Origin of the sequence: Kitasatospora sp. NPDC089913 (assembly GCF_044748625.1) — a bacterium.
GTDB lineage: Bacteria > Actinomycetota > Actinomycetes > Streptomycetales > Streptomycetaceae > Kitasatospora.
In genome coordinates, this window is sequence record NZ_JBIVGI010000005.1 from 67,488 (window position 1) to 84,007 (window position 16,520).

The 16,520-nt window shown below is 73.5% G+C and carries 8 protein-coding genes; 7 read left to right on the forward strand and 1 reads right to left on the reverse strand.

Annotated features, from left to right (window positions below; genetic code table 11):
- Positions 1-36 precede the first annotated feature (36 nt).
- From ACIPYS_RS10110 to ACIPYS_RS10120, 3 genes are all read left to right on the forward strand, one after another.
- Positions 37-1,896: an ABC transporter ATP-binding protein gene (locus tag ACIPYS_RS10110; RefSeq protein WP_400745253.1), complete on the forward strand. Its 1,860-nt coding sequence runs from the start codon at positions 37-39 to the stop codon at positions 1,894-1,896.
- Positions 1,893-3,746, forward strand: coding sequence for an ABC transporter ATP-binding protein (locus ACIPYS_RS10115; protein ID WP_400745254.1), 1,854 nt, complete (start codon positions 1,893-1,895; stop codon positions 3,744-3,746). Before ACIPYS_RS10110 ends, ACIPYS_RS10115 begins: the two co-directional genes overlap by 4 nt.
- 125 nt (positions 3,747-3,871) lie before the next feature.
- Positions 3,872-4,624, forward strand: a complete 753-nt coding sequence (locus ACIPYS_RS10120; protein WP_093860465.1) for a trans-aconitate 2-methyltransferase — start codon at positions 3,872-3,874, stop codon at positions 4,622-4,624.
- Between the two features lie 79 nt (positions 4,625-4,703).
- On the opposite strand, the gene glgP is transcribed toward ACIPYS_RS10120, so the two are convergent.
- Positions 4,704-7,367, reverse strand: coding sequence for an alpha-glucan family phosphorylase (gene glgP / locus ACIPYS_RS10125; protein WP_400745257.1), 2,664 nt, complete (start codon positions 7,365-7,367; stop codon positions 4,704-4,706).
- A gap of 1,038 nt (positions 7,368-8,405) precedes the next feature.
- Between glgP and ACIPYS_RS10130 the strand changes: the two genes are divergently transcribed.
- From ACIPYS_RS10130 to glgB, 4 genes are all read left to right on the forward strand, one after another.
- Positions 8,406-10,361 (forward strand): alpha-1,4-glucan--maltose-1-phosphate maltosyltransferase, encoded by a 1,956-nt coding sequence (locus ACIPYS_RS10130; RefSeq protein WP_093864890.1) that lies wholly within the window; start codon positions 8,406-8,408, stop codon positions 10,359-10,361.
- Positions 10,358-12,082, forward strand: coding sequence for a maltose alpha-D-glucosyltransferase (gene treS, locus ACIPYS_RS10135; RefSeq protein ID WP_093860467.1), 1,725 nt, complete (start codon positions 10,358-10,360; stop codon positions 12,080-12,082). The genes ACIPYS_RS10130 and treS overlap by 4 nt, the downstream gene beginning before the upstream one ends.
- Before the next feature lie 241 nt (positions 12,083-12,323).
- On the forward strand, positions 12,324-13,814 hold the full coding sequence (locus tag ACIPYS_RS10140; RefSeq protein WP_107452560.1) for a maltokinase N-terminal cap-like domain-containing protein: 1,491 nt from the start codon (positions 12,324-12,326) through the stop codon (positions 13,812-13,814).
- A 181-nt stretch (positions 13,815-13,995) separates the two neighbouring features.
- Positions 13,996-16,476 (forward strand): 1,4-alpha-glucan branching protein GlgB, encoded by a 2,481-nt coding sequence (gene glgB, locus ACIPYS_RS10145; RefSeq protein WP_400745260.1) that lies wholly within the window; start codon positions 13,996-13,998, stop codon positions 16,474-16,476.
- Positions 16,477-16,520: the final 44 nt, after the last annotated feature.

Here is a 16,520-nt window from a genome sequence, read left to right on the forward strand (position 1 = left end):
TGAGAAATGACGCGTACCCGGCCTACCCTCACCGCGATGGCCGAGAACCAAGCCCCCGACGCCGCCCCCGACTCCGCGACCGGCTCCGACCCCGAGCCCGGCAGCGGGCCGCCCGCCCCCCGCCGGTCGACGGTGCGCTCGCTGCTGCGCCTGTGGCCCTACGTCCGCCCGATCCGCGCCCGGCTGACCGTCTCGGTCAGCGCCGCGATGCTGGCCTCGCTCAGCGCCCTGATGGTCCCGACCGTGCTCGGCCGGATCGTGGACGGCCCGATCGCCGAGCGCGACCTCGACGGCCTCTGGGCCCCGGCGGCACTGCTGCTCGTGCTCGGCCTCGCCGAGGCCGCCCTGTTCTACACCCGCCGGGTGGTGCTGGCCCGGCCGCTGTCCGGCGTCGAGACGGCGATGCGCGGCGACCTCTTCGCCAAACTCCAGCGGCTGCCGGTGTCCTTCCACGACCGCTGGGGCTCCGGCCAGCTGCTCTCCCGCGCCACCTCCGACATGTACACCATGCGGCTGTTCCTGGCCTTCCCGCTGGTCTTCCTGATCGTCAACACGGTGACCTTCCTGGTCGGCACCGCGCTGATGTTCACCCAGGACTGGCGACTGGCACTGATCGTGCTGGGCCCGGCCGTCCCGCTGCTGATCCTCACCCGCCGCTTCGAGGCCGGCTACTCCGGCGCCGCCCGCCGCGCCCAGGACCAGAACGGCGACCTCGCCACCGTGGTCGAGGAGTCCGTGCTCGGCATCCGGATCCTCAAGGCCTTCGGCCGCCACCGCTCGATGGCGGAACGTTTCCGCGAGCACTCCCGGCAGCTGCGCCGCACCGAGCTGCGGAAGGCCGGGCTGCTCGCCAACCTGTGGTCGGTCATCGTCGGCCTGCCCGAGCTGGCCCTCGGCTGCGCCCTCGCGGTCGGCGTCCACCTGGTCGCCCAGGACCAGTTGTCCGCCGGCACCCTGGTCGCCTTCCTGTCCACCGCGCTCTCGCTGCGCTGGCCGGTCGAGTCGCTGGGCTGGCTGCTCGCCTACGCCAACGAGGCCGCCACCGCCACCGACCGCTTCTTCGAGGTGCTGGACGAGCCCGAGGCGGAGGCCGACGGGTCCCCCGCCGGCCTCCCCGCAGGTTCCGCCGACACCCAGGACGGCATCCGGCTGACCGGCGTCCGCTTCCGCTACCCCGACGCCCCGGCCGGCACCCCCGACCTGCTCCGCGGCGTCGACCTGCACATCCGCAGCGGCGAGACGATGGCCCTGGTCGGTGCCACCGGCAGCGGCAAGACCACGCTCACCGCGCTGCTCCCGCGCCTCTACGAGGCCACCGGCGGCAGCATCACCCTCGACGGCCGGGACATCCGCGAGTTCGACCGCACCCGGCTGCGCGAGCTGGTCGCGGTCGCCTTCGAGGAGCCCACCCTGTTCTCCGCCACCGTCCGGGAGAACGTGCTGATGGGCGCCCCCGGCGCGGACGACGAGCGGCTGCGCACCGCGCTCGCCACCGCCCAGGCCGGCTTCGTCGAGAAGCTGCCGGAGGGCGTCGCCACCGAGGTCGGCGAGCAGGGCCTCAGCCTGTCCGGCGGCCAGCGCCAGCGGCTCGCGCTGGCCCGGGCCGTGGTCGGCGACCCGGCCTTCCTGGTGCTCGACGACCCGCTGTCGGCGCTGGACGTGCACACCGAGGCCCTGGTCGAGCGCGCCCTGCGCCAGGTCCTCGCCGCCACCACCGCCCTGGTGGTCGCGCACCGGCCGAGCACCGTCCTGCTCGCCGACCGGGTCGCCGTCCTCGCCGAGGGCCGGATCGAGGCCGTCGGCACCCACCAGGAGCTGCTCCGCGACTCGGCGCGCTACCGCGAACTGATGTCGGGCGAGGCCGCCCTCGTCCCCGAGGGGAGCACCGCCCGATGACCACCACCGTCGAACCCGCCGCCACGCGCACCGACCCGGCCGCACCGGACCAGGAGGAGCTGCCCGCCCCGCCCGCCGACGAGGAGGACATCCCCGTCCCACCGGGCGCGCCGCGCGCGCTGCTGCGCTCGCTGCTCGGCCCGCACCGGGGCCGGATCGCCACCGCCATGGCGGTGATCCTGCTCCAGCAGGCCGCGCTGCAGGCCGGACCGCTGCTGGTGGCCTTCGCGATGGACCGGGGCATCCCCGCACTGCGGGAGCACGACTCCGGGCCGCTGGTCGCGGTGGTGGTCGCCTACCTGGGCTGCGCGCTGCTCGGCACCCTGCTCCAGTGGGCCTTCATCAAGATCAGTGCCCGGGTCAACCAGGACATCCTGCTGGACCTGCGCGGGCGGATCTTCCGGCACGCCCAGCGGCTCAGCCTGGACTTCCACGAGCGCTACACCTCCGGCCGGATCATCTCCCGCGCCACCAGCGACGTGGACGCGCTGCGCGAGCTGCTGTCGGAGGGCCTCCAGGAGCTGCTGACGGTCTTCCTCTCGGTCTGTTCCATCTCGGTCGTCCTGCTGGTGCTGGACTGGCGGCTCGGCCTGGCCTCACTGGCCTCCTTCCTGCCGCTGTGGCTGATCGCACGCTCGTTCCGCCGCCGCTCGCGCCGGGTCTACCGGCGCTCGCGCACCGCCGCGGCCTCGCTGATCGTCCGCTTCACCGAGACCATGAACGGCATCCGCCCGGTCAAGGCCTTCCGCCGCGAGCGGGCCAACAACGCGGCGTTCGGCGTGGTGAACCGGCAGTCGGCCACCGCCACCGCGGACGGCCTGCTGGAGATCGCCCGGTACGTCGGCCTCTCCCGGGGGACGGCCAACGCGTGGACCACCGGGGTGCTGCTGCTGGGCGCCTGGCTGGTCACCGACGGCGCCGTCGAGCTGGGCGTACTGACCGCCTTCGTGCTCTACCTGCGCCGGCTGTTCGACCCGATCGACCAGCTGGCGATGTTCCTGAACAGCTACCAGTCGGCCGCCGCCGCGCTGGAGAAGATCGCCGGCCTGCTGGCCCACGAGCCGACCGTCGCCGAGCCGACGGAGCCGAAGCAGCTGCCGGCCACCCCGGTGACGGGCCGGGAGGTGCGCTTCGAGAAGACGCGGTTCGCGTACCGCACCGGCAAGGAGGTGCTGCCGCCGTTCGACCTGGTGCTGCCCGCCGGGCAGACCGTCGCCGTGGTCGGCGCCACCGGGGCCGGCAAGTCGACGGTGGCCAAGCTGCTGGCCCGGTTCTACGACCCGACCGAGGGCCGGATCACCCTGGACGGGGTGGACCTGCGCGACCTCGCCGGTCCCGAGCTGCGGCGCGGGGTGGTGATGGTGACCCAGGAGTCCTTCCTGTTCTCCGGCACCGTCGCCGAGAACATCGCGATCGGCCGGCCCGGCGCCACCCGGGCCGAGGTCGAGGAGGCGGCCCGGGCGATCGGGGCGCACGCCTTCGTCGCCGAGCTGCCGGACGGCTACGACACCGATGTGCGCAAGCGCGGCGGGCGGATCTCGGCGGGCCAGCGGCAGCTGGTGGCCTTCGCCCGCGCGCTGCTCGCCGACCCGGCGGTGCTGATCCTGGACGAGGCCACCAGTTCGCTGGACGTGCCCGGCGAGCAGGCGGTGCAGCGGGCGATGCGCACCGTGCTGGCCGGACGGACGGCCGTGATCATCGCCCACCGCCTCTCCACCGTGGAGATCGCGGACCGGGTGCTGGTGATGGAGCAGGGCCGGATCGTGGAGGACGGCAGCCCGCGGGAGCTGATCGACGGCGCCGGGCGCTTCGCGCGGTTGCACCGGGCCTGGCGGGACAGCCTGGTCTGACCCCCGCCCGCGGCCCGGCCGCACCCCCGGCGGGTAATAGTCCATAGACCCTTTCGTCCATTACCGAAAGGGTCTATGGTCGTCCCCAGGGCTTACCGCCCCCGGGTCCGCGAAGGGGAACGAACATGGTCGACCGTCAGCACTGGGAGCAGTGGCAGCGCAGCTGGGACCGGCAGCAGGAGTGGTACCTGCCCGACCGCGAGGAGCGGTTCCGGGTGATGATCGACCTCGTCGGGGCCGTGACCGGCCCGGCCCCGCGCGTGCTCGACCTCGCCTGCGGCACCGGCAGCATCACCGAGCGGCTGTTCGCCCGGCTGCCCGGCGCCACCAGTGTCGGCGTCGACCAGGACCCGGCGCTGATGACCATCGCCCGGGGCGTGCTCGGCGAGGACGAGCGGTTCAGCCTGGTGACCGCCGACCTCAAGGACCCCCGGTGGGCCGACGCGCTCCCGCCGGGGCCGTTCGACGCGGTGGTGACCGCCACCGCCCTGCACTGGCTTCCCGCCACCGACCTCGCCAGGCTCTACACCGACCTGGCCGGCCTGGTCCGCCCCGGCGGGGTGTTCCTCAACGCCGACCACATGCCGGACCCGGAGGTCCCGCTGCTCAACGCCGCCGAACGGGCCCAGCGGCACGGGCGGCAGGAGCGCGAGAAGGCCGAGGGCGTCCTGGACTGGGAGTCCTGGTGGCTCGCCGCCGCTGCCGACCCGCTGCTCGCCGACCAGGTCGCCGCCCGCAACGCGCTGTACGGCTCGCACGCCGACGGCGAGTCCCACCCGGCCGGCTGGCACACCGAGCGGCTGGTGGCGTCCGGCTTCGCCGAGGCCGGGGTGGCCTGGCGCTCGGTCACCGACGCCATGGTGGCGGCCGTCCGCTGAAGCGCCCCGACGGACGATCCGCCGGGCGGATCGTCCGTCGGGCGGGGCACCGGCCGGGCCGGCACCCCGCCCGGCGGGCTCAGCGCAGCAGGACCGCGTCCATGCCCGGCACCTCCGGCGGCAGCGCCACCAGTCCGAGCTCGGCGGGCGAGGCCAGCCGGGGGTGCGAGGGCAGCACCCGCACCGTGTAGCCGAACGGCCCGGTGCGGCCGAGCTCCAGCGAGCCCTCGTACCTGGTCCGCCCGTCGAGGTCGGGCCCGCCGACCGGCTTGAGGGCGAGCAGGCAGGCGTCCGAGATCCGGTCCGACTCGTCCACCCGGCCGGAGACCACCTGGACCTCGACGTCGGCCGGCTCCAGCGGGCCCAGGGTCACCTGCACCCGCAGCGCCAGGGCGCTGCCCAGCTCCTGCGCCTCGTCCGGGCAGTCCGCCTCGACGTGCTCCACCCGGACGGCCGGCCAGGCCTCCCGCACCCGGGCCTTCCACCCGGCCAGCTCGCGGGCGGCGCGGTGCTCCCCGCCGCCGGCCAGCTCCCGCTGGGCCTGCGCGGCCGGGGCGTAGAGCCGTTCGACGTACTCGCGGACCATCCGGCCCGCCAGCACCTTGGGCCCGAGGGTGACCAGGGTGTGCCGGACCATCGCGATCCACCGGTGGGGCAGGCCGTCCGAGCCCCGGTCGTAGAAGCGCGTGGCGACCTGGTCCTCGATCAGGTCGTAGAGCGCGGCGGCCTCGATGTCGTCGCGCCGCTCGGCCTCCCGGCTGTCCGGGTCGAGCACGCCGTCGCCGGTGTCGGCGGTGGGGATCGCCCAGCCGTTCTGGCCGTCGAACCACTCGTCCCACCAGCCGTCCAGCACCGACAGGTTGAGGCAGCCGTTGAGCGCGGCCTTCATCCCGGAGGTGCCGCAGGCCTCCAGCGGGCGGAGCGGGTTGTTCAGCCAGACGTCGCAGCCCGGGTAGAGGTGCCGGGCCATCGCCATGTCGTAGTCCGGCAGGAAGACGATCCGGTGCCGGACGGCGGGGTCGTCGGCGAAGGCCACCAACTGCTGGATCAGCCGCTTGCCGCCGTCGTCGGCCGGGTGGGCCTTGCCGGCCACCACGATCTGCACCGGCCTGGTCGGGTGCAGCAGCAGCGCGCGCAGCCGCTCCGGGTCGCGGAGCATCAGGGTGAGCCGCTTGTAGGAGGGCACCCGGCGGGCGAAGCCGATGGTGAGCACGTCCGGGTCGAGCACCGAGGCGACCCAGCCGAGCTCGGCCTCGCCGGCCCCGCGCTGGTGCCAGGAGGCGCGCAGCCGCCGGCGGACCTCGTCGACCAGCTGGGCCCGCAGGGTGCGGCGGAGGTCCCAGACCTCGGTGTTGCCGATCCGCTCGAGGCCGGTCCAGCGCTTGGTCTCGCCGGTGGTCATCGCCTCCTCGGCGCGGTCGGCGCCGATCTCGGCGGCGCCGAGCCGGACCACCGCCGGGTCGATCCAGGTGGCCGCGTGGACGCCGTTGGTGACCGAGGTGATCGGCACGTCCGCGGCGTCGAAGCCCGGCCAGAGGCCGTTGAACATCGAGCGGCTGACCTCGCCGTGCAGGGTGGAGACGCCGTTGGCGCGCTGGGCCAGCCGCAGGCCCATGGCGGCCATGTTGAACAGCTTCGGGTCGCCGCCGCGCCAGGTCTCGGCGCCGAGCGCGAGCACCTGCTCGACCGGGACGCCGGGGAGCGCGGTCTCGCCGCCGAAGTGCCGGGCCACCAGCTCGCGGTCGAACCGGTCGATGCCGGCCGGGACGGGCGTGTGAGTGGTGAAGAGGGTGCCGGCCCGGACCGACTCCAAGGCGGCCGCGAAGTCGAGCCCGGCGTCCGCGACCAGTTCGCGGATCCGCTCGACGCCGAGGAAGCCGGCGTGGCCCTCGTTGGTGTGGAAGACCTCGGGCGCGGGGTGGCCGGTGAGCCGCTGGTAGGCGCGCACGGCCCGGACGCCGCCGACGCCGAGCAGCATCTCCTGCAGCAGCCGGTGCTCGCTGCCGCCGCCGTAGAGGCGGTCGGTGACGTCGCGCTCGGCGGGCGAGTTGGCCTCGATGCCGGAGTCCAGCAGCAGCAGCGGGACCCGGCCGACCTGGGCCTTCCAGATGTGCGCGGCCAGGGTGCGGCCGCCGGGAAGGGCGAGGTCGACCCGGCTGGGCGTGCCGTCGGGCTCGCGCAGCAGGGTGACGGCCAGCTCGTCCGGGTCGAGCAGCGGGTAGCGCTCCTGCTGCCAGCCGTCCCGGTCGAGGGACTGCCGGAAGTAGCCGTGCCGGTAGAAGAGCCCGACACCGATGATCGGGACCCCGAGGTCGCTGGCGGCCTTGAGGTGGTCGCCGGCGAGGATGCCGAGGCCGCCGGAGTACTGGGGCAGCGCGGCGGCGATGCCGTACTCGGGCGAGAAGTAGGCGATGGCGGCGGGGGGCGGCGCGGCGGCCTGCTGCCCCGCCGTCTGGTACCAGCGCGGGCCCGCCAGGTACTCCCGCAGGTCGTCGGCGAGGTCGCCGAGCCGGCGCAGGAACCTGCGGTCGGCGGCGAGCGCGGCGAGCCGGGCGGCCGGGACCTCCCCGAGCAGCCGCACCGGGTCCTCGCCCGTCGCGGCCCACACGTCCGGATCCACGGACCGGAAGAGGTCCCGGGTCTCGGGGTGCCAGGACCAGCGCAGGTTGAGGGCCAGCTCGTGCAACGGCTGGAGTTGTTCGGGCAGGACGGTGCGGACGGTGAATCTGCGGATTGCCTTCACGGCGTGAAGCGTAGCCTCGCCCGATGGCATGATGGTGCGTCAGTTGGGCTATTCGACATCCGTTCGGCCTATTGATGAGATCGCATTCGGCGCATTGGACTGCACGGGGGGCGCACGAGGCGCACTTTCCGGGGCACCGCGCCACCAATACGTGAACGCGGCGGAACAGATCCATTTCCGCCGGCGGGCCCGCGCCCGATCACCTCCGAAACTCCGGCCGGACCGGTGCGGAATCCGCTCGACCGGTGCGAGGATGAACCGCGGTCGTCGATGCTGCGGGGAGTGCGGAGACGGGTGGCGTTCCCCCGCGAAGCAGCACGTCCGAATCCTTTTCGTGTTGATCGTTCGTCATCCTGATTGGTCCATTCGGCGCCCATCGCGGACCGCCGCGTGTCCTCGCGATCACCCCGCTCGTTCACGGGTGGGTCGGGTCCTCCGGGGGCGCGCTCCGAGAGGCGTGCGCCGGGACGCGCGCGGGCTCTCGGGCCCTCCGCCACGGGCTCGGCGGGAGCGGGGCAGGTTGCCCGGAACGGCGGCGCGGGCAGGCTTCCGGTCGCAGGTCCTCCCCACCCAGTAGTCCTCCCGGTACTCCCCTGGCCCTGCCGGCCCGCGGGAGCTGCCGCCGATCTCGGGCAGGAGTTTGGCATGCACGGCGACACGCGGGACCAGTCCACACCGGTGGCCGACACCCTCGACGCAGCGGTCGCGGAATCCGCCGGACGGATGGATTCTGACGCTCGGACGGACGCGGCGATGCCGGGACCCCGGGGTGCCGGGGCAGACCGTACGGAGCGACCGGACGAGCCGGCCCGACAACCCGGGGCCGAGGACAGCCGGACCGCTTCCGGCCCGACCGGGGCCGCGACCCCGCGCGGGCGCACCACCGCCCGCGGCGCGAGCGCCTCCGAACCCGCCACCGGCCGGGCCGGGGGCGCCGCACCCGCCGGTGCGTCCACCGCGCGCCCCGCCGCCGGCCGGGCCCGCGCGAAGCCCGCCACCACCCGCAAGACCGCCCGCAAGACGACAGAGAGCGACACCGTGATCGGCCGCATCCCCGTCCTGGACGTCAGCCCCCTCGTGGACGCCGGCCGCCGCCCGGCCAAGGCGGTGGTGGGCGAGTCCTTCCCGGTCTCCGCGACCGTGTTCCGCGAGGGCCACGACGCGGTCGCCGCCAATGTGGTGCTGCGCGACCCGCGCGGCCGCGGCGGCCCCTGGACGCCGATGCGCGAGCTGGCCGAGGGCTCCGACCGCTGGGGCGCGCACGTCACCCCGACCGCCCCCGGCCGCTGGTCGTACGTGGTCGAGGCGTGGTCGGACCCGGTGGCCACCTGGCGCAAGGCCGCGGCGATCAAGCTGCCGGCCGGGATCGACACCGCGCTGGTCCTGGAGGAGGGCGCGCAACTGCTGGAACGCGCGGCCGCCGGGGTCCCGAAGAAGGAGGGCCGGGCGGTGGTGCTGGCGGCCGCCGAGGCGCTGCGCGACCCGGCCCTGCCGCCGCTGTCCCGGCTGGCCGCCGCGCTCGCCCCCGAGGTGCAGGAGCTGCTGGGCCGCTTCCCGCTGCGCGAACTGGTGAGCGCCTCCCGGCCGGTGCCGCTCCAGGTGGACCGGGAGCGGGCGCTGTTCGGCTCCTGGTACGAGTTCTTCCCCCGCTCCGAGGGCGCGGTGGTCGACCCGTCCGGGGTGGAGCCGCCGCGCTCGGGCACCCTGCGGACCGCCGCCGAGCGGCTGCCCGCGGTGGCCGCGATGGGCTTCGACGTGGTCTACCTGCCGCCGGTCCACCCGATCGGCCGTGCCTTCCGCAAGGGCCCGGACAACAGCCTGACGGCCGGCCCGCACGACGTCGGCTCGCCGTGGGCGATCGGCTCGCCGGAGGGCGGCCACGACGCCGTCCACCCGGACCTCGGCACGATCGAGGACTTCGACCACTTCGTCGCCGAGGCCACCGCGCTGCACCTGGAGGTCGCACTGGACTTCGCGCTCCAGTGTTCGCCGGACCACCCGTGGGTGAACAAGCATCCGGAATGGTTCAGTCACCGGGCGGACGGCACCATCGCCTACGCCGAGAATCCTCCGAAGAAATATCAGGATATTTATCCGATCAACTTCGACCAGGACATGGACGGAATCGTCAAGGAGACGATCCGGGTCCTCCGGTTCTGGATGGCGCACGGGGTACGGATCTTCCGGGTCGACAACCCGCACACCAAACCCGTGGTCTTCTGGGAGCGGGTGCTCGCGGACATCGCCCGCACCGACCCGGACGTGGTCTTCCTCGCCGAGGCCTTCACCCGTCCGGCGATGATGCACACCCTGGGGAAGATCGGTTTCCACCAGTCGTACACGTACTTCACCTGGCGCAACACCAAGGCCGAACTCACCGAGTACCTCACCGAGCTCACCGGCGACGCGGCCGCCTACATGCGCCCCAACTTCTTCGCCAGCACCCCGGACATCCTGCACGCCTACCTCCAGGACGGCGGCCGGGCCGCCTTCGCGATCCGCGCGGTCCTGGCGGCCACCCTCTCCCCCAGCTACGGCGTGTACGCCGGCTACGAGCTCTACGAGAACGAGCCGGCCCACCCCGGTTCCGAGGAGTACCTGCACTCGGAGAAGTACGAACTGCGCCCCCGGGACTGGAGCCGCACCGACACCCTCGCCCCGCTGCTCACCGTCCTGAACCGGCTGCGCCGCCGTCACCCGGCACTCCAGCAGCTGCGTTCACTGCGCTTCCACCCCACCGACAACGACCAGGTGCTCGCCTACTCCAAGACCGCCCCGACGCCCGACGGCCTCACCGACCACCTCATCACCGTGGTCAACCTGGATCCGCACCACGCCCAGGAGGCCACCGTCACCCTGGACGGGGACGGGCCGTACGCGGTCCACGACGAGCTCACCGGCGCCGCCTACACCTGGGGCCGGCACAACTACGTCCGGCTCGACCCCTCAGCCGAGCCGGCCCACCTCCTCACGGTTCGGAGGAACCCAGCGTGACAGTCAACGAGCCCGTCCCCGACACGTTCCCCGAGACCTCGAAGAAGAACCTGGACCCGGAGTGGTTCAAGCGTGCGGTCTTCTACGAGGTGCTGGTGCGGTCCTTCCAGGACAGCAACGGCGACGGGGTCGGAGACCTCAAGGGGCTCACCGCCAAACTCGACTACCTGCAGTGGCTCGGGGTCGACTGCCTCTGGCTGCCGCCGTTCTTCGCCTCGCCGCTGCGCGACGGCGGGTACGACGTGTCCGACTACAAGTCGGTGCTGCCCGAGTTCGGCGACCTCGCCGACTTCATGGAGTTCGTCGACGCGGCGCACGCCCGCGGCATGCGCGTGGTCATCGACTTCGTCATGAACCACACCAGCGACCAGCACCCCTGGTTCCAGGCCTCCCGGGAGGACCCGGACGGCCCGTACGGCGACTTCTACATGTGGGCCGACGACGACAAGCAGTACCCGGACGCCCGGATCATCTTCGTCGACACCGAGACCTCCAACTGGACCTACGACCCGGTGCGCAAGCAGTACTTCTGGCACCGGTTCTTCTCCCACCAGCCCGACCTCAACTACGACAACCCCCGGGTCCAGGACGAGATGATCGCCGGGCTGCGGTTCTGGCTGGACCTCGGCATCGACGGGTTCCGGCTGGACGCGGTGCCGTACCTGTTCGCCCGGGAGGGCACCAACTGCGAGAACCTCCCGGAGACCCACGAGTTCCTGCAGCGGGTCCGCAAGGAGATCGACGCCGACTACCCGGACACCGTGCTGCTCGCCGAGGCCAACCAGTGGCCGGAGGACGTCGTCGACTACTTCGGCGACTTCGCCTCCGGCGGCGACGAGTGCCACATGGCGTTCCACTTCCCGGTGATGCCGCGGATCTTCATGGCGGTCCGCCGGGAGTCCCGCTACCCCGTCTCGGAGATCCTCGCCAAGACGCCCAACATCCCGCACGGCTGCCAGTGGGGGATCTTCCTGCGCAACCACGACGAGCTGACCCTGGAGATGGTCACCGACGAGGAGCGCGACTACATGTACGCGGAGTACGCCAAGGACCCGCGGATGCGCGCCAACGTGGGCATCCGCCGGCGGCTCGCCCCGCTGCTGGAGAACGACCGCAACCAGATCGAGCTCTTCACCGCCCTGCTGCTCTCCCTGCCCGGTTCGCCGGTGCTCTACTACGGCGACGAGATCGGCATGGGGGACAACATCTGGCTGGGCGACCGGGACGGCGTCCGGACCCCGATGCAGTGGACCCCGGACCGCAACGCGGGTTTCTCCTCCGCCGACCCGGGCAGGCTCAGTCTGCCGCCCATCATGGATCCGGTGTACGGCTATCAGGTGACCAACGTCGAAGCGCAGCAGAGCAGTTCGAGCTCACTGCTGCACTGGACGCGTCGCATGATCGAGATCCGCAAGCTCAACCCGGCGTTCGGCCTCGGCAGCTACACCGAACTGCCCTCCAGCAACCCCGCGGTGCTGGCCTTCGTCCGTGAGTACGAGGGGGACCTGGTCATGTGCGTGAACAACTTCTCGCGGTTCGCGCAACCGACCGAACTGGACCTGCGGCGGTACGGCGGACGGAATCCGGTCGAGCTGATCGGCGGGGTGCGCTTCCCCTCGATCGGCGAGTGGCCGTACCTGCTCACCCTGGCCGGGCACGGCTTCTACTGGTTCCAGCTCCGCCGGCCCGCCCGGCCGACCGGAACCGTGCGGCCGAAGTAACGATCCGGCAGCCGCCGCGGGTCCCACCGAACCCTCCGGGGGCGCGAGTTCGTACCCCGCGCCCCCGGTCGTCTCTGCACCACCGCGTACGGAGAACAGCCCAACGGCCACCCACACGAAGGCGTGACACCCGGGCCCCTCGCTCGCGTGCCGCGCCGCCGCGCCGCCGCAATCCGGAAGACTGACGGACCCGGCCAGACCCGTCGGGCGATCCGCCCAGCTCCTCCGGGGAAAGGGAGTCATGTCCGAAACCTCCCGTTCGCAAGTCCCCCTGCACCAGGACGCCCCCGCCGGCTCCGCCGCGCCGGCCGTCCCGCGGGGTACCGGGGTCCGGAGGACCGCCCTGGGGGTGAGCGAACTCGTCCAGGCGGCGCTGCCGCTGATCGCCGAGTGGCTACCCACCCAGCGCTGGTACGCCGGGAAGGGGCGGCCGATCACCGGCCTCGTCCCCGTGGTCGGCACCCCCCTCCAGGTCGGCGACCCCGCCCTGCTGCACCTGCTGCTCCGGGTCGAACACGCCGCCACCGCCGGCGTGCCGCACGGCGACCTGTACCAACTGCTGCTCGGCATCCGCTCGAAGGGCCCGGCCGGCATCGAGCCGGCCGCCGTCCTCGGCCGCCTCACCCAGGGCCCGTACGACGGGGCCACGCTCTTCGACGCGGTGCACGACCCGGAGCTCACCGGGCGGCTGCTGGAGCACCTGGCCACCGGCGACCGGTTCGGCGCGCTGTCGTTCCGGCGCACCCCCGGCTCCGGACTGCCCACCAACCTGCCCGGGCGGGCCTCCACCGCCGAGCAGTCCAACAGCTCCGTCATCTACGGCACCTCGTACATCCTGAAGCTGTTCCGCCGCGTCCACCCCGGCACCAACCCCGACCTGGAACTCTCGCTCGCGCTCTCCCGGGCCGGTTCGACCCGCATCCCCCGGGTCGCCGCCTGGTTCGAGAGCCGGCTGGAGCGCACCGAGCCGGCCACCCTCGGCCTGCTCCAGCGTTACCTCCCGGAGGCCGAGGACGGCTGGGAACTCGCCCTCGACCAGGTCGGCCGGCTGAAGGGCGACCCCTCCCCCGGCAACTTCGCGATCGAGGCGCACCGGCTCGGCCGCGCCACCGCCGAGGTGCACCGGGTGCTCTCCCGGTCGATGCCGGTCGCCCGGCTGGACCGGGCGCAGACCAGGCAGCTGGCCACCGCGATGGCCGACCGGCTGGACAGCGCGGTCGCCGCCGTCCCGGGGCTGATGCGCTACCGGGGTGCGCTGCGCTCGGCCTTCGGCCAGATGGCCGACGCCCACCCGGACGGTCTGGCGGTCCAGCGGATCCACGGCGACCTGCACCTCGGCCAGGCCATGCGCACCCCGCACGGCTGGGTCCTGCTCGACTTCGAGGGCGAGCCGGCCAAGTCGGTGGCCGAGCGGCGCGAACCGCAGACCGCGCTGCGGGACGTCGCCGCGATGCTCCGCTCCTTCGACTACGCCGCCGCCCACCTGCTGGCCGGCGGGCCGTCCGACCCGGAACTCGCGCACCTCGCCGCCGCCTGGGCGCAGCGCAACCGCACCGCCTTCTGCGCCGGCTACACCGCGGGCGGCGGCACCGACCCGGCGGCGTCGCCGGAGCTGATGCGCGCGCTGGAGATCGACAAGGCGGTGTACGAGGTGGTCTACGAGGCCAGGCACCGGCCCAGCTGGCTGCCGATCCCGCTGGCCGCCATCAACCGGCTCGCCCTCACGGTCTGACCCTCCGCTCCCCCCTCGCTCGGCCGGTCCGGTCCCCGCCCCACCGGGGGCCACCCCCTCCTCCTCCCCCGTTCCGCCGCCGGAGCCCCTCCCTCCCCGCCCCGGCGCCGACGGGCCCGCCGCCGCCCCGCTTCCGCCGCCCCGCCCCCGAATCCGCGCCCCGCTCCAGGAGGTCCTCGCCGTGACGCCGCTCGATCCGCCAGGCCGCACCATCCGCACCGTGCCGGCCACCTTCCTGGCCGGCCCGGACGCCCCGAAGCGCGAACCCGCGGCCGCCCGGCGGGCCGAGTCGGAACCCACCGGGACCGCCCCCGCCACGACCGCCCCGACTGCGACCGTCCCTGCTGCCCCGGCTCCGGGCCCGGCTCCGGCTCCGGCTCCGGCTCCGGCTCCGGCGACCGTGCCGCCGCCCGCGGCCGCGCCCGTGCCCCCGGCCGGCGGCGACGCCGCCCCGGTGACCTCCGGGGCGCTGCGGCTGCCCGAGGCCCCGCTGCCGCCCGGTGAGGTGGACCGGCTGGTCGGCGGCCAGCACCACGACCCGCACGCCCTGCTCGGTGCCCACCCCGTCAACGGCGGCACCGCGATCCGGGTGCTCCGCCCGTTCGCCGACCGGGTCCTGGTGGAGACCGACCAGGGCTCCGTCGAGCTCACCCACCAGCAGGGCGGCCTGTTCACCGGTCTGCTGGCCGCTGCGGAGGCCCCCGACTACCGGCTGCTGGTCGACTACCCGGGCTCCGAACCGCTGCGCCAGCACGACGGCTACCGCACCCCGCCCACCCTCGGCGAGCTCGACCTGCACCTCATCTCCGAGGGCCGGCACGAGCAGCTCTGGCAGGCGCTCGGCTCGCACGTGCGCACCGTCGGCGGGGTCACCGGCACCGCGTTCGCGGTCTGGGCGCCGAACGCCGCCGGGGTGCGGCTGATCGGCGACTTCAACCACTGGAACGGCACCGGGCACCCGATGCGCTCGCTCGGCTCCTCCGGCGTCTGGGAGCTCTTCGTCCCCGACATCGGCGAGGGCGCCCAGTACAAGTACGAGATCCACACCCGGCACGGCCGGGTGCTCGACAAGGCCGACCCGCTGGCCCGGGCCGCGCAGCTGCCGCCCGGCACCGCCTCGGTCGTCACCAGCTCCTCCTACCGCTGGCAGGACGGCGAGTGGATGGCCCGCCGGGCCCGCACCGCGCACCACCGCGCCCCGATGTCGGTGTACGAGCTGCACCTGGCGTCCTGGCGGCCCGACCTCACCGACTACCGCGCGATCGCCGCCGAACTCCCGGCCTACCTGAAGGAGTTGAACTTCACCCACGTGGAGTTCATGCCGGTGATGGAGCACCCCTTCGGCGGCTCCTGGGGCTACCAGGTGTCGGGCTACTACGCGCCCACCTCCCGGCTCGGCGGCCCCGACGACTTCCGCTTCCTGGTCGACACCCTGCACCGGCACGGCATCGGCGTCATCGTCGACTGGGTGCCCGCGCACTTCCCCAAGGACGACTTCGCGCTGGCCCGCTTCGACGGCGAGCCGCTCTACGAGCCGGCCGACCCGCTGCGCGCCGAGCACCCGGACTGGGGCACCCTGGAGTTCGACTACGGCCGGGTCGAGGTGCGCAACTTCCTGGTGGCCAACGCGGTCTACTGGTGCGAGGAGTTCCACGTCGACGGCCTGCGGGTGGACGCCGTCGCCTCGATGCTCTACCTCGACTACTCGCGCGAGGGCGGCGCCTGGACCCCCAACCAGTACGGCGGGCGGGAGAACCTCGACGCGGCCGCCTTCCTCCAGGAGATGAACGCCACCGTCTACCGGCGCTGCCCGGGCGTGATCACCGTCGCCGAGGAGTCCACCGCCTGGGACGGCGTCACCCGGCCCACCGACCGGGGCGGTCTCGGCTTCGGCCTGAAGTGGAACATGGGCTGGATGCACGACTCGCTGGTCTACATGGGCAAGGACCCGGTGCACCGGCGGTTCCACCACAACGAGATCACCTTCTCGATGGTGTACGCCTGGTCGGAGAACTACGTCCTGCCGATCTCCCACGACGAGGTGGTGCACGGCAAGCAGGCACTGGTCTCCAAGATGCCCGGCGACTGGTGGCAGCAGCGCGCCAACCACCGCGCCTACCTCGGCTTCATGTGGGCCCACCCCGGCAAGCAACTCCTCTTCATGGGGCAGGAGTTCGCCCAGGGTTCCGAGTGGGACCACGAGCAGGGCCCGCAGTGGTGGGTGCTCGACGAGCAGTGGCCGGCCCACCGGGACCACCTCGGCGTGCGCCGCCTCGTGGCCGATCTCAACGGGCGCTACCTGGAGACCCCGGCGCTGTGGGAGCAGGACAGCGTCCCGGCCGGCTTCAGCTGGCTCGACGGCGGCGCCGCCGAGGACAACCTGCTCTCCTTCGTCCGCTACGCCGCCGACGGCACGCCGCTGGTCGCGGTCTGCAACTTCTCCCCCGTGGTGCGGCACGGCCGCCGGGTCGGCCTGCCCGAGCTGAACGGCCGCGACCAGCTGTGGGAGGAGGCCCTCAACACCGACGCCGCGGCCTACGGCGGCAGCGGGATCGGCAACTCCCACCCGGTGAAGTCGGAGGCCGTCGAGTGGGACGGCCAGCCGCGCAGTGCCGAGCTGGTGCTGCCGCCGCTGTCGACCGTCTGGCTCCGCCCGGCCTGACGGGCCGCTCCGGACCGCAGGGCCGCCGCTCCGCCCCCGTGGTG

Excerpts from the sequence above, each read along its gene's own strand:
- ACIPYS_RS10110 (WP_400745253.1), top strand. The coding sequence starts at position 37 with ATGGCCGAGAACCAAGCCCCCGACGCCGCCCCCGACTCCGCGACCGGC.
- ACIPYS_RS10115 (WP_400745254.1), top strand. The coding sequence starts at position 1,893 with ATGACCACCACCGTCGAACCCGCCGCCACGCGCACCGACCCGGCCGCA.
- ACIPYS_RS10120 (WP_093860465.1), top strand. The coding sequence starts at position 3,872 with ATGGTCGACCGTCAGCACTGGGAGCAGTGGCAGCGCAGCTGGGACCGG.
- ACIPYS_RS10140 (WP_107452560.1), top strand. The coding sequence starts at position 12,324 with ATGTCCGAAACCTCCCGTTCGCAAGTCCCCCTGCACCAGGACGCCCCC.